20 protein-coding genes and 1 other annotated feature are annotated in these 19066 nt (G+C 53.9%); of the genes, 6 read left to right on the forward strand and 14 right to left on the reverse strand.

Features of this window, described 5'->3' with window-relative positions; genetic code table 11:
• Nucleotides 1–123: 123 nt before the first annotated feature.
• Nucleotides 124–390, reverse strand: a complete 267-nt coding sequence (locus tag NLX71_RS00430; protein WP_254361538.1) for a YlbG family protein — start codon at nt 388–390, stop codon at nt 124–126.
• A 53-nt stretch (nt 391–443) separates the two neighbouring features.
• Between NLX71_RS00430 and NLX71_RS00435 the strand changes: the two genes are divergently transcribed.
• Entirely contained in the window at nt 444–1463 is a 1020-nt protein-coding gene (locus NLX71_RS00435; protein WP_254361539.1) for an asparaginase, read from the forward strand.
• 41 nt (nt 1464–1504) lie between these two features.
• Here the strand turns inward: NLX71_RS00435 and NLX71_RS00440 are convergent, their stop codons facing one another.
• The 3 genes from NLX71_RS00440 to NLX71_RS00450 form a co-directional block, all read right to left on the reverse strand.
• Complete coding sequence (locus tag NLX71_RS00440; RefSeq protein ID WP_254361540.1) at nt 1505–1951, reverse strand: YlbF/YmcA family competence regulator; 447 nt, start codon at nt 1949–1951, stop codon at nt 1505–1507.
• An 89-nt stretch (nt 1952–2040) separates the two neighbouring features.
• A complete protein-coding gene (locus NLX71_RS00445; protein WP_254361541.1) occupies nt 2041–4092 on the reverse strand; it encodes a helicase-associated domain-containing protein in 2052 nt (683 codons plus the stop codon).
• On the reverse strand, nt 4089–5783 hold the full coding sequence (locus tag NLX71_RS00450; RefSeq protein ID WP_254361542.1) for a DNA repair helicase XPB: 1695 nt from the start codon (nt 5781–5783) through the stop codon (nt 4089–4091). The genes NLX71_RS00445 and NLX71_RS00450 overlap by 4 nt, the downstream gene beginning before the upstream one ends.
• 43 nt (nt 5784–5826) lie before the next feature.
• On the opposite strand from NLX71_RS00450, the gene NLX71_RS00455 reads away from it, so the two are divergent.
• Nucleotides 5827–6261 carry a thermonuclease family protein gene (locus NLX71_RS00455; RefSeq protein ID WP_254361543.1) on the forward strand — a complete coding sequence of 145 codons (435 nt, stop codon included), beginning with the start codon at nt 5827–5829 and terminating at the stop codon, nt 6259–6261.
• A gap of 72 nt (nt 6262–6333) precedes the next feature.
• Here the strand turns inward: NLX71_RS00455 and NLX71_RS00460 are convergent, their stop codons facing one another.
• The 3 genes from NLX71_RS00460 to NLX71_RS00470 all read right to left on the reverse strand — a co-directional run bounded on the left by NLX71_RS00460 (nt 6334) and on the right by NLX71_RS00470 (nt 9398).
• Nucleotides 6334–7500, reverse strand: coding sequence for a Gfo/Idh/MocA family protein (locus NLX71_RS00460; protein ID WP_254361544.1), 1167 nt, complete (start codon nt 7498–7500; stop codon nt 6334–6336).
• Between the two features lie 139 nt (nt 7501–7639).
• Nucleotides 7640–8077 carry a CBS domain-containing protein gene (locus NLX71_RS00465; RefSeq protein WP_254361545.1) on the reverse strand — a complete coding sequence of 146 codons (438 nt, stop codon included), beginning with the start codon at nt 8075–8077 and terminating at the stop codon, nt 7640–7642.
• Between the two features lie 133 nt (nt 8078–8210).
• Complete coding sequence (locus tag NLX71_RS00470; protein WP_254361546.1) at nt 8211–9398, reverse strand: M20 family metallopeptidase; 1188 nt, start codon at nt 9396–9398, stop codon at nt 8211–8213.
• A 243-nt stretch (nt 9399–9641) separates the two neighbouring features.
• Between NLX71_RS00470 and NLX71_RS00475 the strand changes: the two genes are divergently transcribed.
• Both NLX71_RS00475 and ftsW read left to right on the forward strand, forming a co-directional pair.
• Entirely contained in the window at nt 9642–9989 is a 348-nt protein-coding gene (locus tag NLX71_RS00475; RefSeq protein WP_254361547.1) for a YugN family protein, read from the forward strand.
• 11 nt (nt 9990–10000) lie between these two features.
• Nucleotides 10001–11146 (forward strand): putative lipid II flippase FtsW, encoded by a 1146-nt coding sequence (gene ftsW, locus NLX71_RS00480; RefSeq protein ID WP_254361548.1) that lies wholly within the window; start codon nt 10001–10003, stop codon nt 11144–11146.
• 22 nt (nt 11147–11168) lie between these two features.
• Here ftsW and NLX71_RS00485 read toward each other — a convergent pair whose 3' ends face one another.
• Both NLX71_RS00485 and NLX71_RS00490 read right to left on the reverse strand, forming a co-directional pair.
• Complete coding sequence (locus NLX71_RS00485) at nt 11169–11558, reverse strand: Asp23/Gls24 family envelope stress response protein (protein ID WP_254361549.1); 390 nt, start codon at nt 11556–11558, stop codon at nt 11169–11171.
• Nucleotides 11559–11713: 155 nt separating this feature from the next.
• Nucleotides 11714–12499: an SDR family oxidoreductase gene (locus tag NLX71_RS00490; RefSeq protein ID WP_254361550.1), complete on the reverse strand. Its 786-nt coding sequence runs from the start codon at nt 12497–12499 to the stop codon at nt 11714–11716.
• Between the two features lie 104 nt (nt 12500–12603).
• Between NLX71_RS00490 and cax the strand changes: the two genes are divergently transcribed.
• Nucleotides 12604–13656, forward strand: coding sequence for a calcium/proton exchanger (gene cax, locus NLX71_RS00495; RefSeq protein WP_254361551.1), 1053 nt, complete (start codon nt 12604–12606; stop codon nt 13654–13656).
• A gap of 45 nt (nt 13657–13701) precedes the next feature.
• On the opposite strand, the gene NLX71_RS00500 is transcribed toward cax, so the two are convergent.
• The 4 genes from NLX71_RS00500 to NLX71_RS00515 all read right to left on the reverse strand — a co-directional run bounded on the left by NLX71_RS00500 (nt 13702) and on the right by NLX71_RS00515 (nt 16315).
• On the reverse strand, nt 13702–13989 hold the full coding sequence (locus tag NLX71_RS00500) for an Fpa/YlaN family protein (protein ID WP_254361552.1): 288 nt from the start codon (nt 13987–13989) through the stop codon (nt 13702–13704).
• A 242-nt stretch (nt 13990–14231) separates the two neighbouring features.
• Nucleotides 14232–14480, reverse strand: a complete 249-nt coding sequence (locus NLX71_RS00505) for an HPr family phosphocarrier protein (protein ID WP_254361553.1) — start codon at nt 14478–14480, stop codon at nt 14232–14234.
• 100 nt (nt 14481–14580) lie between these two features.
• A complete protein-coding gene (locus NLX71_RS00510; protein ID WP_254361554.1) occupies nt 14581–15699 on the reverse strand; it encodes an aminopeptidase in 1119 nt (372 codons plus the stop codon).
• Nucleotides 15700–15727: 28 nt separating this feature from the next.
• A complete protein-coding gene (locus NLX71_RS00515) occupies nt 15728–16315 on the reverse strand; it encodes a TVP38/TMEM64 family protein (protein WP_254361555.1) in 588 nt (195 codons plus the stop codon).
• Nucleotides 16316–16683: 368 nt separating this feature from the next.
• Here NLX71_RS00515 and rpsD point away from each other — a divergent pair, with 368 nt between their 5' ends.
• Complete coding sequence (rpsD, locus tag NLX71_RS00520; protein ID WP_254361556.1) at nt 16684–17286, forward strand: 30S ribosomal protein S4; 603 nt, start codon at nt 16684–16686, stop codon at nt 17284–17286.
• Between the two features lie 158 nt (nt 17287–17444).
• Here rpsD and tyrS read toward each other — a convergent pair whose 3' ends face one another.
• On the reverse strand, nt 17445–18701 hold the full coding sequence (gene tyrS, locus NLX71_RS00525) for a tyrosine--tRNA ligase (RefSeq protein WP_254361557.1): 1257 nt from the start codon (nt 18699–18701) through the stop codon (nt 17445–17447).
• Between the two features lie 59 nt (nt 18702–18760).
• Nucleotides 18761–19062 (reverse strand) — a binding site (T-box leader).
• Nucleotides 19063–19066: the final 4 nt, after the last annotated feature.

The raw sequence follows: 19066 nt of genomic DNA on the forward strand, positions 1-19066 counted from the left end.
TTAGAAACCCGGAGCCGGAACTTGCTGCTTGCCTAGGAGGCGCATGCCCAAAAAAAGAAAGGAGCTTCTGCGCACAGAAGCTCCCTTCCTATCGTAAGTTATGGTCGTATATTCGCTCCGAGATTACAGGGAATAGAACCTTGTCTTATCCGGAACGTTGCTGTTATACTCAGTTTTGATCTCGTTTCGATACGAACGTTCCACTTTTTTTACAAACGGCAGCTTTTGAAGCTGCTTCACCGTTTCGTCCAGACGGCTGGAATAAACGTACATCGCGGCATAGTGCAGTCTCTTGGAAATAAAATGGACATTTCCGTATTTCTCCAAATGCTTGCCAGCCGCTTTCAAATCGCTTACCCAGACAATAATGCCGCTTCGCTCGGTAAACATGGACAATGACCTTCTTTCTGTTTGCTATAGGATCAGGAAAGGATGGATGAACGATGGTTGCACCGGAAAATGAATTGTTAGTCGAAATCTCCCGCGGATCGATGACCGAAAGCATACACCGTGGCCATATCGCCGTGGTGGATAATGAGCGGAAACTGCTGGCGTATGCCGGGAATCCGGAATTTTACACGTTCGCCCGCTCGACGGCCAAACTGCTGCAAGCCATCCCGCTGCTGGAAGCTGGCGGAAGCGAACGATTCGAGCTGACGTCATCGGAGACGGCGCTGCTTTGCGCCTCGCACGGAGGGGAACCGGAGCATGCGGCAACCGCTCTGGAGATTTTACGAAAGCTGGGACTGAATGAAAGCGCTCTAGGCTGCGGCCCGCAGGAGCCGATGTATAAGCCCGCGGCCGATGCGATAAAGCGGGAGCGGCGCGAACCCGGACAGCTTCATAACAACTGCTCCGGCAAGCATGCCGGCATGCTGGCGCTTGCCAAGCTCATGAATGTTCCTATACAACAGTATATCGCACCCGAGCATCCTGTCCAGCAAAAAATGCTCCGGACGGTCGCCGATATGTGCGGAGTCCCGCCGGAAAGCATCACACTTGGAACCGACGGCTGCGGAGTCCCCGTATTCGCCGTCCCGCTGGCCTCGCTCGCATTCGCTTACGCGCGGCTCGGGCAGCCGGAGGGCCTTTCTCCGGAGCGGGCGGAGGCTTGCCGCACGATCATCGGAGCGATTCGGCAAGCGCCGTTCTATGTAGCCGGCAGCGAAAGATTCGATACTCGCCTCGTCGAGCTGACGCAAGGCCGCATCATCGGCAAAATGGGGGCCGAGGGCTTATACGCGGCCACCGTGCCGGAGCAGGGCATCGGCATTGCGGTCAAAATCGAAGACGGCGCCGAACGCGCAATCTATCCCGCCGCAGCCGAAACGCTGCTCCAGCTCGGTTTGCTTAACGCCGAAGAGGCCGCGCAGCTTGCCAGCTTCCACCGTCCGGCGGTGAACAATCGCCGCGGCGATCAGGTCGGCATCGTCCGGCCGGTCTTCCGTCTTCATCGCGTCTAAAGCACGGGCCCGGGGTATCCCCGGGCCCGTTTTATCGCTTGTTAACCGCACTTGCCGCTGCAGCTTCCTCCGGAGGAGCAGCCTGTACCGGCTGCAAGCGGATCGTTCGAAGGCACCTTGATCGTATCCGATACGGAACGAGCGATGATCTCCGACACGTCGTGCAGCAAGTTATCCAACCGCTTCTCCGCTTCCTTGAAGCGCCGGACGGATTCTACGGCATCAAGCCGTTCCTGAACCGCCTTGACCCGGTCAAGCGCCTCATGGTAATTCGGATGAAAATGCCCGAAGCGTTCGCACTCCTCGAACAATTCCTTGACTTTCGCAAACTCCTTCACCAACTGCCGAACTTCCTCGTCGGCATCCTTGCGCTGTTTCCAATATAAATAATCCGCCGTTTCTGCGGAGAACTTGATGCGGTCAGCCAGCTCATATGACCCAAGCAGTATGGCAGACATGTCGAGCGTATGCGTCTCCGTTACCGCCATGCGGCAGCACCGTCCTTTCATTCGGGTATGATTCGTCAGACCATGTCAGACCTGTTTATCATACCATACATGAGGACGGCCGTGCTGAATTAATATTTATCGTTTATCCCGGGAAGAATCAGCCGCATTTCCTGCCACTCCTCCGCCAGCCAGCGTACCTCCGACGTTTCGTCCTGCGTGCCGCCGGACAAACCGAGTCCGGTCATGCACCAGGTTCCCCGCGTTTCCTGCACTTTGCGGGGAACGATGCGAAAGTCGGCGCCATTTTTGCGAATTTGCAGCACCGAACGCATCTCGATCGCCTTTTCGACGATTTCTTTGCGGGTCGATACATGATAGTTCCGGTAATCTCGAAGCCACATCTGAGGAATATCCTGCAAGGAAGGATAAACGTCGGAGGCTTCCGGCAACCGTGTCTGCAGTCTGAGGAAACCGACGGAATTTCTCGAGTAAATAAGCCCTTTGTCCAGCGGCTCGACGGTAAGCAACTTCTTTACGGATGCGGTCCATTCGGTAGACAGCTTCGGGTAACGGTTCGAGTTCCTTTCCCCATCCGTTTCCGCCTGAGCCGCCGGGAAAGCAGGCAGCCCGGGCATAAAGCCCGCTTTTTCCAAAGCAACAGCAAGCGGCTTTGCGTCTACGGCCGCAATAAGAAAATCCCGCCCGTTCAGCATTTCCTTCACGTACGGGGAAGCGGCTGGCAGCTTGGCGACTGTTCGGGCGGTTTCATCATCGGCACAGCGAAGCAGCAGCGCTTGGGTAAAGACGGTTTTGCCGTACGGCTTCGCCCACTGCCCGATGCTTAACCGAACATGGTCCGGTACGCCGTAGATCGCATGACACTCCAGAAAATCGCATATTTCCGCAGCCGTACGGCCATTTTCCAGAGCCCGCTTGACGCTTTCCTTCGACAATTTATAGACACTTACCTGATCCCGCGCCACCAGATCGGCCAAGCAGCAAAGCTCCCAGCGCACTTTGCCCGCGACATCCGGGGGCACCAGAAGTTCAAAATCGGGCTGAACCATAAATCCGCCGTCTTCCGCTTCGTCCTCCATGGCCTGCTCGTCCCGCAAGACGAGCGGAAACGTCCATCGGTAGGCGTCTGGTCCCCCCATCAGATCGGAGCTTTGCTCCAGAAATCCCAGCGCAGCGAGCGGCTCCAGCCACAACCTGAGCAAATACCGGGTGCTCTCCGCTCTTTCCCCGCTCTTTACCGACTCAGGCAGTAGACTGAACGTCTCCAACCGTTCCAGCAATTGCTCCGCCGTTATCCATGTCCCGTCGTTTACGCGCTCCAGAAGGCACACGGCGTGCTGCAGCCACGCCGCGGCAGGAAGCGCCAGTGTTTTCCAAAGCCCGTACAAACGGCGCATCTGCGCGGCCAGCGGCTGGTCCAGAAAAACGTCTACTGCTTCGACGCCCAGCTTAAGCTCTTCGTCTTCCGGAACGACAAGCTGCAACCGCAAAAGCATATCCAGCACCAACGCAATCTTCGGAGAATACGTATCGGCATACGCATATTTCAGCGAAAGCGGCTCAAGAGCCTCTTCCCGGAGCCGCACCCGTTCGGACAATTTCTGAAGCTGCTTTTTGTGCAAAGTTCCGTTTTTGGTCAGCTTAAGCCCCTGTTCTGCGGCAAGCACCATCGTATAAAACAAATCGCGCGCCAAATTCGGCTCACCGGGCAGGGCCGGTGCCTGGCTCAACCCTGCGCTTCCCGGCGCCTCGCCAAGCCCGGAGGACATTTCGGGAAATAAAACCGACTGCCAGCAGGAAAATCCGTCCTCCGGCATGAAATACAATGGCTCGCCCCATGTTTTGAGAAATGAAAAAACGATGCCCTTGCGAAGCAATCCGGCCAGGCCCATTTTTACCTCAGCTCCGGACAAGGGGCCGACTGCCGCTCGCTCCAATTCCGCATCGTCGAACGGCTCACAGCCGATTCGCCGCACAACCGCCTCAAGCACCGTACGCTCGGAACGGCTCAACCGGTTGCAAACGGTCTCCATCACGACGGGGTCGGTCCATAGTTGACAAAGCGAAGCTCCTTGACCAAGCCAAGGCGCGTAGACCGTTTCGGCTTCCAGCCGGCTCTTCAGCTCTCGGGGCATCCGCAGCAGCAACTGCGCGTAATTCATATCGAGACCGCCTCCTTCGATCCATCCGCCCATTCGATCCGGTAGCGGTAGCCCTGTTCGATCAAGAACAGCTGCCGGTTCAGCGCGAACTCCTGCTCTTTCGTATCCTCGCTGACGAGCGTATAGAAGACCGCCCGGTTCATGCCCGCCTTGGGCCGCAATATCCGTCCGAGCCGCTGCGCCTCCTCCTGCCTCGAGCCGAAGCTGCCCGATATTTGGATCGCCACTGTCGCATCGGGCAGATCGACCGCGAAGTTGGCCACTTTGGATACGATCAGCGCCGGAACCGTCCCGCCGCGAAAGCCGGAATACAACGCTTCCCGCTCCTCATAAGGCATTTCACCGCTTATCATAGGAAGCTTCGTAGCTTCTGCAAGCTGGCGAAGCTGCTCCAAATATTGGCCGATAATTAAAATTTGCTCGCCGTCATGCTTGCTCAGCAGCTCGCGGACGACCTTCAGCTTGTCCGGGTTGACACTGGCCTCCCGCATTTTGTATCTTGGCGCCGCGGCGAGGTAAGCTTCATTCTCTTTCTCCGCCATCGGAACCCGGAGCTCGACGCACTCGACCGAGGCAATCCAGCCTTGCGTCTCCAGCTCCTTCCACGGCATCTCGTAGCGCTTGGGCCCGACCAGCGAGAACACATCCTCTTCCCGGCCGTCCTCCCGGATCAGTGTCGCCGTCAGGCCAAGCCGGCGCGTCGCCTGAATGTCCGCTGTAACACGGAACACCGGGGCCGGAAGCAGATGCACCTCGTCGTAGACGATCAAGCCCCAGTCGCGTTTGTTGAACAGGTCCATATGGATGAACGGATCATCTTTGGATTTGCGGTAAGTCAGGATCTGATACGTGGCCACCGTAATCGGGCGCACTTCTTTTTGCATTCCCGTGTACTCGCCGACCAAGTCTTCCGTAACGTCCGTTTTCTCCAAAATTTCCCGCTTCCACTGCCGTACCGAAGTGCTGTTTGACGTCAAAATCAGCGTCGCGCAGTTCAGCTTTCCCATCGCGGCGATGCCGATCACCGTTTTCCCGGCGCCGCAAGGCAGGACCAGCACGCCGCTGCCGCCATGCAGGCTCCCCTCCCGATAAAAGGAATCGACCGCCGACCTCTGATATTCCCGCAGTTCGAACGCCTGCTCACCAGCCTCCTCCGTCCGGAGGCGGATAGGAAGCGATTCGCCCCGGCTATAGCCCGCCAGGTCTTCAACCGGAAAGCCAAGCTTAACGAGCTCCTGCTTGAGAAGCCCCCGATACCGGGCGGAAAAACGTAGCGTCTGCGAATCAACCTGACACAACCCGTACGACCGCAAGGAACGGAAAGAAACCATCTCCTTGATCGCTTCTACGTCTTCCGAGATGAGAAGCAGATCGTCGCCCAGTCTTTCCATCCGAACAAGACCGTACCGCTCGACGAAGCGCCGGATATCTTGCTTAACGGCCATCGGAACGCCGAATTTCGCATGACGATCCAGGAAGCCAATAATCTCCTCGGACGTCAGCCCGGCTGCCGAGGCATTCCAGAGGGAAAGCGACGACATGCGATACGTATGGATGTTTTCCGGCGATTTGACGAGATCCGCAAACTTGGCGAGCCCGGCCCGCGCTTCTTCGAAAGCCGGGTGCCGCACTTCCAGCAGCACGCAAAAATCGGTTTGCACGATCAATGGGCGGTCTTTATGAAATGTCATCTCCCGATCCCTCCACCTATAGCTGTCAGTTTTAGTATGAGGGTTGGGAGGGGGATTTAAACATTCGCCAAACAATCCCGACCGGGTAATCGAGGTCAAGCGCGTCGTCGATGGCGATACGTTCGAGACGATGTCGGGTGACAAAGTCCGCTTAATCGGCGTCAATACGCCCGAAACGGTGAAGCCGAACAGTCCCGTCGAATACTACGGGAAGGAAGACAGTCAATACACGAAGTCGAAGCTGACCGGCAAAACGGCATACCTCTTTGCGGACGCAGGGGATAAAGACAAGTATGGGCGGCTGCTCCGTTATGTGTTCGTTCAAGGCGATCCCGCGATGTTCAACGAAACGCTGGTCCGCGAAGGCTACGCCAATACGATGACCATACCGCCTAACGTGATGTTCCAGGACAGCTTCGTCAAGCTGGAGCGGGAGGCGCGCAGCAAGAAAAAGGGGCTATGGGCCGACAATAAATAAAGAACGTAAAAAAGGTCCGGCCGCATTTCGCCCGGACCATCTTCGTTTCTGGCCGATACATACTTCATTAGATTAATGAGTTCCGCTGACATCCATATGGTTCAGCTTGCAGGTTTCTTTTTTATACGTGGAGTTTTGAATCCGTTCCTGCAGCTTTTCGTAATACAGGTCTTCGTCGATCGGAAGATCGACCCAATTGTCGGTCCAGGAGGACAGGTGCATCGCGTTCGAAAGGGTCAGTCCCTTGATCCCTTCTTCTCCTGGGGCCAACAGCGGTGTGCCGTGCAAAATATGATCGACGAAATTTTGCGTAATCCCTTTGTGCTGCGATCCTTCCGAGGAGCTTACCGGAATCTCGCATTTCCAGCATTCCGGCGCACCGAAGCCGCCTTTGAAATCGCGGTTAAACTCGGACTCCGGCACCCGCAGCCGCCAGAACGTCAGCTTGCCGTCTTCGATGACAATTTTGCCGCGGTCGCCGCTCACTTCGAACCGGTTCGTACCCGGGGCTTCGCCGGTCGTAGTCACGAACAAGCCGGTCGCTCCGTTCTCGTATTCCACGTAAGCGGTCACGTCGTCCTCCACTTCGATATTGCGGTATTTCCCGAAATGGCAAAACGCACGAACCCGTGTAGGCATCATATCGATCGTCCACTGCCACAGATCGAGCTGGTGCGGGTCTTGGTTAAGCAGAACGCCTCCGCCTTCCCCTGCCCAGGTCGCCCGCCAGCCGCCGGAATCGTAATAGCTCTGAGAGCGGTACCAGCTCGTAATGATCCAATTGGTGCGGCGAATTTCGCCAAGCTCTCCGGAGGAGACGAGATCGCGCAGCTTTTGGTATAACGGGTTCGTGCGTTGGTTATACATGATGCCGAATGCTTTTCCGGACCGGGCGGCAGCTTCGTTCATCTCGCGAACCTGTTTCGTGTAGACGCCTGCCGGCTTCTCGACCAGCACATGATAGCCATGCTCGAATGCCGCAATCGCCAAGCCGGGGTGATCGTAGTGCGGCGTGCAGATGAGAACGGCATCGAAGGCTTGCGAAGCGAAAAACGAATCCGGATTGTCAAACAGCTTGAACCGGTCTCCGTACTGCTGGCGAACCCATTCCAACCGCTCCGGGTTCGTATCCACAATGGCGGTCAACTCGCCTCCGGTCACTTCATTTTTGGCAAAATAATTCGTATGACCCTTCCCCATATTGCCGATTCCGATAAGTCCGAATCGTATCTTGCTCATCGTTTCCCCGCCTCTCATGACATGTCCTTACCTAAATTAACCTTCTTTTCGACACCATCATTATACAATGCACACGTGAACAAAACAATATATAAAAAAATCGTTCCTCCGACCTTACGGACGAAAGAACGATTGCTGATTAATGCACCGTTTGCTTATCCTGTTCGGAAATTTGACTGAGCGCTTCGCCCGCTTCATCCTCGAACTTGTCGCGGACGGCCAAGTCTCCGATGGATACGATCCCGACCAGATCGCCGTTCTCCACCACCGGCAGCCGGCGGATTTGCTCTTTAGCCATAATTTTGGCCGCTTCGTCCACCGTTGTCTCAGGCGGTACGGACACAACTCTTTCGCTCATCACCTGCTTAATCGCCGCGGACCCTTCCCGCTTCTCCGCATAGCCGCGGATGACTAGGTCCCGGTCCGTCAATACCCCGATGAGCTTCTTTCCCTCGACGACGGGAATAAAGCCCGTATCCTCGTGCTTCATCTTCACGGCCGCCTCGTATACGTTATCCTTCAACGTAACCGTCGAACAATCGGTCGTCATAATTTCCTGAAGCGTTCTGGTACTCATGGCAAACACCCTCCTGAGAAAAAGAATTGGCAGCCTGTTGCCGAAACTCTCCGCCAGGCCGCTGCACGCTTAGAATTCCCTTTCCCTCGGCTTCCCATTCGTCCCGTCCGTTGTGACTTCCCGGGAGACGCAGTCAAGCTTTCGTCCCATTTTCCTTCATATAATCTTGGATCATGGCGATAAATAACCGGGCGGCGTGTTCCATCGACGTTTCGTCAATATCGAATTTCGGATGGTGTTGCGGATACACGATGCCCTTCGCTTTATTGGCCGAGCCTACGAACATAAAACAGCCTGGAATTTTTTCTAAATAATAGGCATAGTCTTCGCCAGCCATAATGAGCGGCGCCGTCCGTCCGGCTTCCGTGCCGATAGCCCATGCAGCCGCGCGGTAAAACCGTTCCGCTTCCTTCGCATCGTTGACAACGGGAGGATAACCAAGCTTGTAGTCGAGCGTGTAGGCTGCCCCGTTCATCAGACATGTTTGTTTTACGATCGTCTCCAGCCGCTCTTTCACTTGCATGCGCAGAGCGGGGTCGTAAGTCCGTACCGTCCCTTCAAGCACGGCGGATTCGGCAATCACGTTGAAGCTCGTTCCGCTGTGTATCGATCCCACGCTGACGACACAGGGCTGTGTTGGATCGACGCTGCGGCTCACAATCGACTGCAAATTGACAACCAGCTGCGAGGCGATGTATACGCTGTCCACCGTCTCATGAGGCAGTCCGCCGTGACCGCCCTTTCCTTTGATCTCGATCACAAACTCATCCGCCGCCGCCATGATCGGACCGGGCTTGCAATAAGCCGCTCCGACCTCAAACGATGTCCACAAATGAATGCCATAAATGACATCGACCCCGTCGAGCGCGCCTTCCTCGATCATCCCTAACGCCCCGCCAGGAGATATCTCTTCGGCCGGCTGAAAAATAAATACGATGCTGCCGCCCAGCGTTTCCCGGTGGCTGCTAAGGGTTTTGGCGACGCCGAGCAAAGTGGACGTATGGGCATCATGACCGCAGGCGTGCATCACTCCCGGTACCGAAGAGGCGTACTCGCAGCTTTTTTCATCCTGAATCGGCAGCGCATCCATATCGGCTCTCAACGCCACCGTCGGCCCGTCCGATGCTCCGCGCAGCTTTGCAACGATCCCGTGCCCGCCTACGCCCGTCCGAACCTCCAGCCCCCATTGCTTCAGCAAGTCCGCAACGAAAGCCGCGGTCGCCGATTCTTCGTACGAAAGCTCGGGATGGCGGTGCAAATAGCGGCGCCAAGCGATCATATCGGGCACTGACGCTTGCAGCGTTTCTTCTATCGATTTCATAGGGTACCCTCCGTCTTTTCTTGCCGCTGTCCGGCGCATTCAAATTAGCGATCGCTGAAATGTAATTTCATTTTATCAAATCCTTTAAACGGTTTCATCCATGTATCACAAGAATTTCACAAACTTAATTCGGGCGGGAAATTTCCCTCCGTGCATTAGGCTTGCACAAGAAAGGGAAACATACTATCATGAATAAAGGGTTAACCGTAGAGTCGAGGTACATATATCTAGGAGGGTTTTGTTGTGATCATTGAAAATAGCGGAATTAAAGGCATAAAAAGCGACCTTGCGCATTTGGATGAAGTGATGGAGCAGCTCGGCTTCGTGCGTTGGCAATGGGAATATTACCGCGCTACGTACGATCTGCAACTGCCGGATCGTGAATCTACGAACGATTATTTCCTGCGCATCAATGCCCGCGTAGAATCCGGAAAGCTGGAATCGCCTTATGCCATTCTTTATGTCGAGGATGTCTATATCGGCCAAGCGACGTTCCCGCACGGCGTCAACTATCAGGCTGCCATTCCGGATTACATTATGAAAACGGTTAGCGGCAAGCTTGCTGAACTGAAAGTCAAGCTGACTCAATAGAGGGAGGCCCTATGAGTGCCCCGCGACGAGGAACGCCTGATTTTCTGCTGCTCTTCTTGACGTTTTCGCTCGTGTGCTTCGGATTGGCGTTTGTTTTTAGCGCAAGCATGGCTTACGAACCGAACGATCCTTGGTACATGGCAATCCGCCAGGCTATATTTATTGGACTCGGCACGGTAGCCATGTTTTTTTGCATGAATGTGGATTTCCGGAAGTTTCAGAAATGGGTCATACCGGCCCTTTTCGTTGTTGTCGTTCTTCTGCTCCTCGTCCCGATAATCGGTACGGGAGTCAACGGTGCCAAGAGCTGGATTAGAATCGGTGGCTTCTTCTCCGTGCAACCGACTGAATTCGCCAAGCTTGCGGTTCTCATTTATTTGGCTTCGATTATCAGCAAAAAAGGCGACCGGTTCCAGGACTTCAAACGGGGGCTTGTGCCGCCGCTAGTCGTTATCGGTTTTATCTGCGCGCTGATCATGCTGCAGCCGGACCTCGGTTCCACGATGGTGCTGGTCCTGTGCGCCATGCTGATCATCATTGTCGGCGGGGCGCAACTCAAGCATATCTTTTATCTTAGCGCTGGCGGAGGCATATTCCTGACCTTGGTAGGAATGATTTATTATATCGCCACTGACGGCATCAGCCATCATTTCGCCCGTTTTTCGGCCTACTTTAACCCGTGGGCTGATCCGAAGGGAAGCGGCTTTCATCTTCTGCAATCGCTGTATGCGTTCGGACACGGCGGCCTGACGGGAGCCGGCTTCGGACAAAGCGTGCAGAAGCTGCACTATTTGCCGGAAGCGCACAACGATTTTATTTTTGCGATTATTGGAGAAGAACTCGGTTTTATCGGCACCAGTCTGTTTCTGCTGGCCTATCTTGCATTTTTTTGGCGGGGATTGATCGTGGCACTCCGCTGCCAGGATACGTTCGGCATGCTGCTTGGTGTGGGGATCGTCGGAATGATCGGCGTTCAAGCGTTCATTAACATGGGTGGGGTAACGAATACGATTCCGCTCACCGGCGTGACACTGCCGCTAATCAGCTATGGCGGCACCTCGATGCTGACAACACTGGTCGGCCTAGGTATTCTGCTTAGCATATCCAGAGAGTACAATAAGTCGGAAAAAGAACGGGAAACGAAAAAGAGAGCCTAATTCAAGGCTCTCTTTTTTGCTTTTACTTGACCCGGTTATTCGGGTCTTCCACAACGGCTCTCTCTTCTTCGAGAAATGCGACGCCCTCAACCTTAATATTGACTTCAACGACCGTCAGACCGGTCATGTTCTCCACCGCATCGCGTACATTTTCTTGAAGATCTCGACAAACCTCATGGATTTTACTTCCGTAATTCACAATGACTCGAAGATCAATAGCCGTTTCCACTTGTCCTACTTCCACTGAAACGCCCTTCTGTACGTTTTTGCCGCTCAGACGCTTCGCCAATCCTTCGGAAATGCCTCCCGACATATCGGCAATCCCTGGAGTCTCCAGCGCAGCCAATCCTGCAATAGTCGCTACGACATCATCTGAAATGCGGATAAGACCTGTTTGAATTTCTTCGCTCATGAGGATCACTCCTTCAAGGATTATAGCTCTATTGTAATAACTTCCAAGCGGGAATGCAAATGTACCGCGCAGCCATTTGACGGCATTCGACATCGACTGCATTCACAGGTGCTGTCAGACGGAACAAGTCGCTGTCACCCCGCCGGAAATGATCTCTAAATGGCCTTGACCGACCCGCCATCGACATAGAAGACCGATCCGGTCATGTAGCTGTTGCGCGGCGAAAGCAGGAATGCGGCCGTGGCAGCCAGCTCCTCTGGTTCGCCGTAGCGGCCGAGCGGAATATCCTTGATCATGCTTTCCCGTATCTCTTCAAACGTTACCTGGTCGCGGGTCGCTTTGGCCGAATCCAGCTCGACCAGACGATCCGTACTGATCCGGCCGGGACATACGGTGTTCAGCAAAATTCCGTCGGAACCCCACTCGACCGATAGCGTCTTCATTAGACCGACGATCCCCGTTCGCAGCGTATTGGACAGCACCAAACCGGGAATCGGCACTTTCACCGACGACGAAGCGATTGTGACGATCCGTCCGCCCTGCTCCTTCATCAGCGGATGGAAGCCTTTTACAAGCCTGACAACGCTCATGAGATTCACTTGAATGGCATGGAGCCATGCTTCCTCGTCCAGCGATAGGAAGCTGCCGCTCGGCGGCCCTCCCGCATTGCACACGAGAGCGTCAACCCGGCCGAAACGGTCGGCCGCCTGCTGGACGAGCCAGCCGATTTGCTCGGGGCTGCTTAGATCGACAGCCATACCTGCAGCCGATACGCCGTATTTTTGCCCCAGCTGAGCAGCTACGTCGCATACGGCCTGCTCATCCCGGCTGCAGAGCAATAAATCGGCTCCTTCCGCCGCCAACTGCTCGGCGATTGCCCGGCCCAATCCCTTGCTGGAAGCGGTGACGACAGCTTTTTTACCTTTTAAATATAGATCCATAAAAATCTCCCCTCTAAAGTACTTTACTTCGTCCGAAAACTGTTTATATCTTTAGAATAGATTTTATTCGAGTTAGGTATACTTTACCACATGAGGTGATCCTTTTGAAACGCTACGGTTTTACGATCGGTCTGCTTGCAAGCTTCGCCCTAAGCGCAGTGGCCCACTATGTCGGAGCTCCCACATTTAGCCCAACGGTTCAATTTTTCATCTCGGCGGTGGCGATCGTCTTTGTCGCCGGTTTTCTGGGAAAAGCTACGGAAAGCGTGGCTCATTATGCCGGCGACAGACTGGGCGGTTTTTTGAACGCGACGTTCGGCAATGCCGCGGAACTCATCATCGCCATCTTTCTGGTGAGAGACGGGTTGTTCGATATCGTCAAAGCCAGCATCACCGGCTCCATTATCGGGAATATGCTGCTGGTGCTCGGACTTAGCGTACTGCTCGGCGGATTGAAATTCAAGGAACAGACATTCAACGTAAAATTGGCCGGTCACAACGGATCGCTCATGCTATTGGCTGTGATCGCCCTGTTCATTCCTGCGGCTTTCGCCCGGAGCTTCACCACTCAGGAAACGTCCAATCTGAGCATCATCGTATCCGTGATCCTGATCATTGCTTACCTGCTCTGGCTCGTCTTCTCCATGATCACGCACAAGAACGAGCTCTCGGACGAGGTCATTGAGCATGGGGAAGCCGCATGGTCCAAAGGCTTATCTATCGTATTTCTGATCGTCGCCACCACCATGGTCGCCTTTCAGAGCGAATGGCTCGTCCATACGCTGGAGCCGTTCAGCCGTCAATACGGACTGTCCGAGCTGTTCGTAGGCGCCTTCCTGATTGCCATCGTCGGCAATGCCGCGGAACACAGCGCAGCCATTATCATGGCCCGGAAAAACAAAATGGGCGCAGCCGTCGAGATTGCGGTCGGCAGCAGCCTGCAAATTGCGCTGTTCGTCGCGCCTGTGTTGGTGCTGCTCTCGCTCGTTTTCGGGAAAACGATGGATCTCGTCTTTACGACCTACGAGATTGTAGCCATCGGCGTAGCCGCGTTTATCGCCAAGTCGATCTCCAAGGACGGAGCGACAACGTGGTTCGAGGGCGTGCTGCTGCTGGTTGTCTATATCATTCTCGGCATTGCGTTCTTCTTGGTGTAGAAGCAATACAGATAAAAAAACAAAGAGTAACCTTCCCAACGAAGGTTACTCTTTGTTTTGACTCATAGCCTCGTAGAGCTGGGCCATATTCCGTTCCAGCTTCATCAAGATTTGTTTGCCCGCCGTCTCGGTAACCAGCTCCGCCCGGATCGCAAAGTCAATCTCCCGCGACAACCCGTAAATTTGCGTATCTAATACCTCTTCATACAGAGGACATTTGCGCGTGGTTAAGTTTTCCATCTGCACTTCGATCAGCTTCTCGATCTTGTCCGCATCTTCTTGCAGCAGATGCAAGGCCTTCTGCGACAAGCTGAGCAGCACATCCGACGACATGGTGCTCCCCCCCTGTAATCCAACCATTTGCGTTCACCGGCGGTTCACCGGATAAACATGCGGCCCCGGTTCTTATCCGAAGCAGGCGCTTAAACGCCGATAGTTTTATATTAGTCGAAAACGGCGCAATACACAAGTCGATAGACCAAGATAGACGCCGCACCTTGAGAATTATTCTCATAAAAATGAAATAAAGGCATCTTCGCCCGTGCGAAAATGCCTTTATCTGGAAACCATATGAATTAGTCTTGAATGCTGTTGATCATAAGACTGTGCTTTTCGAACACTTCGGCCATCGCTTTCTTCGCTTCGTCGGCATCCGGACCGTGAACATGAAGATCATAGTTGCTGGATGTGAGCAGCGTCGTAAACAAGCCGAGGATGCTCTTGACATCGATGTACTTGTTATCATACTGCAGAACAATGGAAGATCTGAATTTATTGGCGGTTTGAGAAATTTCCACGATTGCGGCGTTATTAGCGTTTGACATACAAAATCCCTCCATGCGTCTAGTGACGGACAAAATAAATCGCTTTCTTCAAATATGATACCGTGGAAGGGAATAACATGCAACACTATTTTCGTGTCGATTACTTTAAATTTTCCGGGTTAAGCCCTTCCAGCTCCGGAATGACGAAACGCCCGTCCTTGCGAATCAGCCGGTCGTCAAAATAAATCTCGCCCCCGCCAAATTCCGGCCGCTGAATAAGCACCAGATCCCAATGAACGGCGGATCGGTTGCCGTTGTCCGCCTGCTCGTACGCTTGACCGGGCGTGAAGTGAAGGCTGCCGTCGATTTTCTCGTCAAACAGCGTATCCTTCATCGGGTATAAAATATGCGGGTTGAACCCGAGGCTGAATTCACCGATATAACGGGCGCCTTCGTCCGTGTCGAGAATTTTGTTCAGCCGGGCGGTATCGTTTGCGGTAGCCTCGACGATTTTGCCCTTCTCGAACCGGAAGACGACGTTCTCGAACGTAATTCCGGAATTTTCGGAAACCGTATTATAGGCGATGACGCCGTTCACGGAGTCGCGTACCGGGGCGCTATACAGCTCGCCATCCGGGATGTTGCGGCGGCCACAGCATTTGACGGAGCCGATGCCTTTGATCGAGAAGGAAATATCCGTTTCCCCCGGTCCTACGATGCGCACGCGATCGGTCCGGTTCATCAGCTCCTGAAGCGGAGTCATCGCATCGGACATTTTGGCATAATCCAGATTGCAGACGTCGAAGTAGAAATCTTCGAATTTTTCCGTGCTCATGCCGGCAAGCTGTGCCATCGAAGCATTCGGGTAACGCAGTACGACCCAGCGCGTATGCTTGATCCGCTGCTCCATGTGCACCTTTTGGCTGTAAATTCGTTTGTAAAGCTTCATCTTATCCTCTGGCACGTCGGACAGCTCGCTTACGTTTTCACCGGCGCGAACCGCAACGTAGCAGTCCATATCCTTCATTCGAGACAGGTGCATATCGGCCCAATGCTCCAAGAACTCGGGCGTCGCAGAACGCAGCACTGCCGCCGTAATCGCATAGTCCGTCAGCTCCACGTAAGGATGGCCGCCGCGGGCATGCACCTCCTGCACGAGACATTTGACGATTTCCCGCTCGGAGCCGATCATCTCGATCAACACCCTTTCGCCGGGCTGCACATTCAAAGAATAACCAACAAGATTACGAGCCAGTTGTTCTAAACGGGGGTCACGCATCGAATCTTCTCCTTTTTCCATAGCAATGTTAAAATTTGCTGCCGCTTTTGGTCCATTTGTTTTTGTAATAATTCCCGATGATCAGCAGGACGAAAAACAAGGCTAATGCGGCAAAAAGTCTTCCTTTATACCGGCCGAGATGGAGCAGGTCGTGCCCGATTACCGATTCAAGGAAGATCATCGGCGCTTTGCCGATCAGCGTGCCGATCACAAAATCCCTTGGTTTGACCTTCATGACCGCAGCGCCCAGGTTGATGCCGAAGGAAGGAATCACCGGAATAATCCGGCTGGCTGCGATATACCAAAGTCCGTGCCGCTCCAGTCTCCCGCTCCATTGCTCGATAAAATCGTACTTCGCGAGCTTGCTTTGCACCCATGCCCTTCCGTAATTTCTTGCCGCATAATACGCAATAAACGCTCCAAGGCAAGCAAACACATAGTTGACCAGAAACCCTCGCCACAACCCGAAAATCAAGACGTTAGCCCCGGCTACCAAGACAAAAGGCACAACGGGAAACAGCGTCTGCAACAAAACGAGCAGCGCCCCCGCGACATGACCTATCCATCCGAGAGATTGGAGCGCTTCCGACAACTGGTGGACATTCCAATTGGCCAATGGTCAAGCCTCCCTTCGCACATCATATTGTACCAGAAATTGCTTCCGATCACGAACCTGTTGGAGCGATAGTCTGCAACAAAAAACAGCTTTTCGTATGCCGGTTCTCGCATTCCTACGCTTGACACGAACATATTCATCTTATAAAATAAGAAGTCGAGAATAAGTATCGGAATTACTGCTCTGGCAGCCCGTTGCTTATGGTGGAAGCTTGCGTCACCCTCTGTAAGATTTTGCTGCCGACAGGACCGCGGCTGGTTCTTCTTGTCGGGTGCGGATCGTTAAGAAACGCTTCAGGCAAAATCGGGCACACGCTTCACCCGTTTATTAACTTAACCAAATTATTGATAAAAGGAGCTTCCCAACTTATGGCACGTTACACTGGTCCCAAATTTAAATTAAGCCGCCGCCTTGGTATTTCCTTGAGCGAAACTGGTAAAGAATTGAAAAAACGTCCTTTCCCTCCGGGGCAGCATGGTCCGGGACAACGCAAGAAGCTGTCCGGCTACGGCGTTCAATTGCAAGAAAAACAAAAACTTCGCCACATGTACGGTTTGAACGAGAAGCAATTCCGCAACCTGTTCAACAAAGCTACCAAGCTGCAAGGGATCGCGGGCGAAAACTTCATGTTCCTGCTTGAAAGCCGTTTGGACAACCTCGTATACCGTCTGGGCTTCGCCAACTCCCGCGCCGGCGCGCGTCAATTGGTTGCCCACGGTCACGTAACGGTGAACGGCAAGAAAGTCGATATCGCTTCCTACACGGTAAGCACGGGCGACGTTATCGGCCTTCGTGAGAAAAGCCGCAACCAGTCTTCCGTTAAAGAAGCTTTGGCAAACCGCAACCACCTGCCGGCTTACCTCGAATCCAGCGAAGGCGTATTGGAAGGCAAGTATGTTCGCTGGCCTGAGCGCTCTGAGCTCGCTCAAGAAATCGACGAAAAACAAATCGTCGAGTTCTACAGCCGCTAATATTTAATCGTACAAGGGCTGCTTTGCAGACAGGGAAACCTGCTGCAAAGCAGCTTTTTTGCGTCGTGACTCTACTCTCCCCTGCCGAAAATCCCGAAAAAAAAAGGATGCTTCCGCCGAAGTCGATACGACATGCGGAGCATCCTTTTCTTATGTGCTTACCCTAGCTTAATGCGGGCAAATTTGCGTTTGCCAACCTGCACGATTTCGCCGCCCTGCGGCGCGAGCTCGGCGTTCGGATCGTCGATTTTCTCCTCGTTGACCTTCACCGCGCCCTGCTGTACGCTCCGGCGCGCCTCGCTGCCCGAGCTTTGCAGACCAAGCGTAACGAGCAGCTTCACAATACGGATTTTACCGTCTTCCAGCGCCTCCTGCGGCAAATCTACTTCCTGAATATCCTCCGGCAGCGCGCGCTGCTGGAAGACGGTCACGAAATGCTGCTGCGCTTCTTCCGCAGCCTGCTGCCCATGATACATCCGGACAAAAGTGTAAGCAAGCCGCATCTTGGCATCGCGCGGATGAACGTTGCCGTTGCCGAGCCCATCGCGAAGCTGCTGCAGCTCTTCGTTCGAAATGTCGGTCGTCAGCTCGTAATATTTGAGCATCAGCTCGTCCGGCACGGACATCGCTTTGCCGTAAATTTCATTCGGCTCTTCGTCGATTCCGATATAGTTGCCGAGGCTCTTGCTCATCTTCTGCACGCCGTCCAGCCCTTCAAGCAGCGGGTTCATGATCGCTACCTGCGCATCAACGCCGTATTCCTTTTGCAGAGTACGACCCATCAGCAGATTGAACTTCTGATCCGTTCCGCCCAGCTCAATATCGCTCTTAAGCGCCACCGAATCATAGCCCTGCATCAGCGGATAGAAAAACTCGTGGATATGAATCGGCTGTCCACCGGCATATCGCTTGGAGAAATCGTCCCGCTCCAGCATACGCGCCACCGTCAGCTTGGCCGACAGCTCGACGACATCGACGAAGGTGAGCGGTCCGAGCCATTCCGAGTTGTAGAACAGCTGCGTTTTTTGCGGGTCCAATATTTTATAAATTTGCTTCTGATACGTCTCCGCATTGCGTTTGACGTCTTCTTGCGTCAACTGCTTGCGCGTCTCGGATTTGCCTGTCGGGTCCCCGATCCGGCCGGTGAAATCGCCGATGATAAGCTGCACCTGATGGCCGAATTCCTGAAACTGGCGCAGCTTGTGCAACACGACCGTGTGCCCGACATGAATATCAGGAGCCGAAGGATCAAGTCCCAGTTTTACTTTTAAAGGAATTCCCGTTGCGACGGAGTCGATGACCTTCTGCTTCAAATCTTCCTCAGGCACGATCTCGACGACTCCGCGGCGAATCGTCTCCAGCTGACGGTTCACCTCCTGCTGCTGCTGCGGTGTCAATTGCTCCCATTTTGCCATGGTTCGTTCCTCCTGCTTGATCTCTAAATTTGCAATAAAATAAAAAAAAGCCTCTCATCCCAAGGGACGAGAAGGCTTTGCTCGCGGTACCACCCTAATTAAAGCCCGGCAAACGAAACGGTATCGTAAGGAAAAAATACACTTCCTTCACTAAATTTCGTTACCAAAGCTTTCACTTCATCGGATAACGGGCTGCTGCCCGATCGGAAGCTACTGACGGGCGGCTTTGACATGCCGTTCCGCGGTTCCCTTCCGCTGCTCCGGACGGTAATTCGGTTTAAGGTCGGCCGCCGGTTCGCACCATCCACCAGCTCTCTGCAAGCTTAGTTCCTTATCCTACTAAGTCCATCACTGCATTTCAACGG

The organism is Paenibacillus sp. MZ04-78.2, assembly GCF_024213375.1.
GTDB lineage: Bacteria > Bacillota > Bacilli > Paenibacillales > NBRC-103111 > Paenibacillus_G.

Bases quoted from the DNA above. Each gene is read 5' to 3' on its own strand.
- rpsD (WP_254361556.1), top strand. From the start codon at position 16,684: ATGGCACGTTACACTGGTCCCAAATTTAAATTAAGCCGCCGCCTTGGT.
- NLX71_RS00445 (WP_254361541.1), bottom strand. From the start codon at position 4,092: ATGAATTACGCGCAGTTGCTGCTGCGGATGCCCCGAGAGCTGAAGAGC.
- NLX71_RS00465 (WP_254361545.1), bottom strand. From the start codon at position 8,077: ATGAGTACCAGAACGCTTCAGGAAATTATGACGACCGATTGTTCGACG.
- NLX71_RS00450 (WP_254361542.1), bottom strand. From the start codon at position 5,783: ATGACATTTCATAAAGACCGCCCATTGATCGTGCAAACCGATTTTTGC.
- NLX71_RS00435 (WP_254361539.1), top strand. From the start codon at position 444: ATGGTTGCACCGGAAAATGAATTGTTAGTCGAAATCTCCCGCGGATCG.
- tyrS (WP_254361557.1), bottom strand. From the start codon at position 18,701: ATGGCAAAATGGGAGCAATTGACACCGCAGCAGCAGCAGGAGGTGAAC.
- NLX71_RS00490 (WP_254361550.1), bottom strand. From the start codon at position 12,499: ATGGATCTATATTTAAAAGGTAAAAAAGCTGTCGTCACCGCTTCCAGC.
- NLX71_RS00510 (WP_254361554.1), bottom strand. From the start codon at position 15,699: ATGCGTGACCCCCGTTTAGAACAACTGGCTCGTAATCTTGTTGGTTAT.
- ftsW (WP_254361548.1), top strand. From the start codon at position 10,001: ATGAGTGCCCCGCGACGAGGAACGCCTGATTTTCTGCTGCTCTTCTTG.
- NLX71_RS00470 (WP_254361546.1), bottom strand. From the start codon at position 9,398: ATGAAATCGATAGAAGAAACGCTGCAAGCGTCAGTGCCCGATATGATC.
- NLX71_RS00460 (WP_254361544.1), bottom strand. From the start codon at position 7,500: ATGAGCAAGATACGATTCGGACTTATCGGAATCGGCAATATGGGGAAG.
- NLX71_RS00500 (WP_254361552.1), bottom strand. From the start codon at position 13,989: ATGTCGTCGGATGTGCTGCTCAGCTTGTCGCAGAAGGCCTTGCATCTG.
- NLX71_RS00430 (WP_254361538.1), bottom strand. From the start codon at position 390: ATGTTTACCGAGCGAAGCGGCATTATTGTCTGGGTAAGCGATTTGAAA.
- NLX71_RS00485 (WP_254361549.1), bottom strand. From the start codon at position 11,558: ATGAGCGAAGAAATTCAAACAGGTCTTATCCGCATTTCAGATGATGTC.
- NLX71_RS00440 (WP_254361540.1), bottom strand. From the start codon at position 1,951: ATGGCGGTAACGGAGACGCATACGCTCGACATGTCTGCCATACTGCTT.
- NLX71_RS00505 (WP_254361553.1), bottom strand. From the start codon at position 14,480: ATGTCAAACGCTAATAACGCCGCAATCGTGGAAATTTCTCAAACCGCC.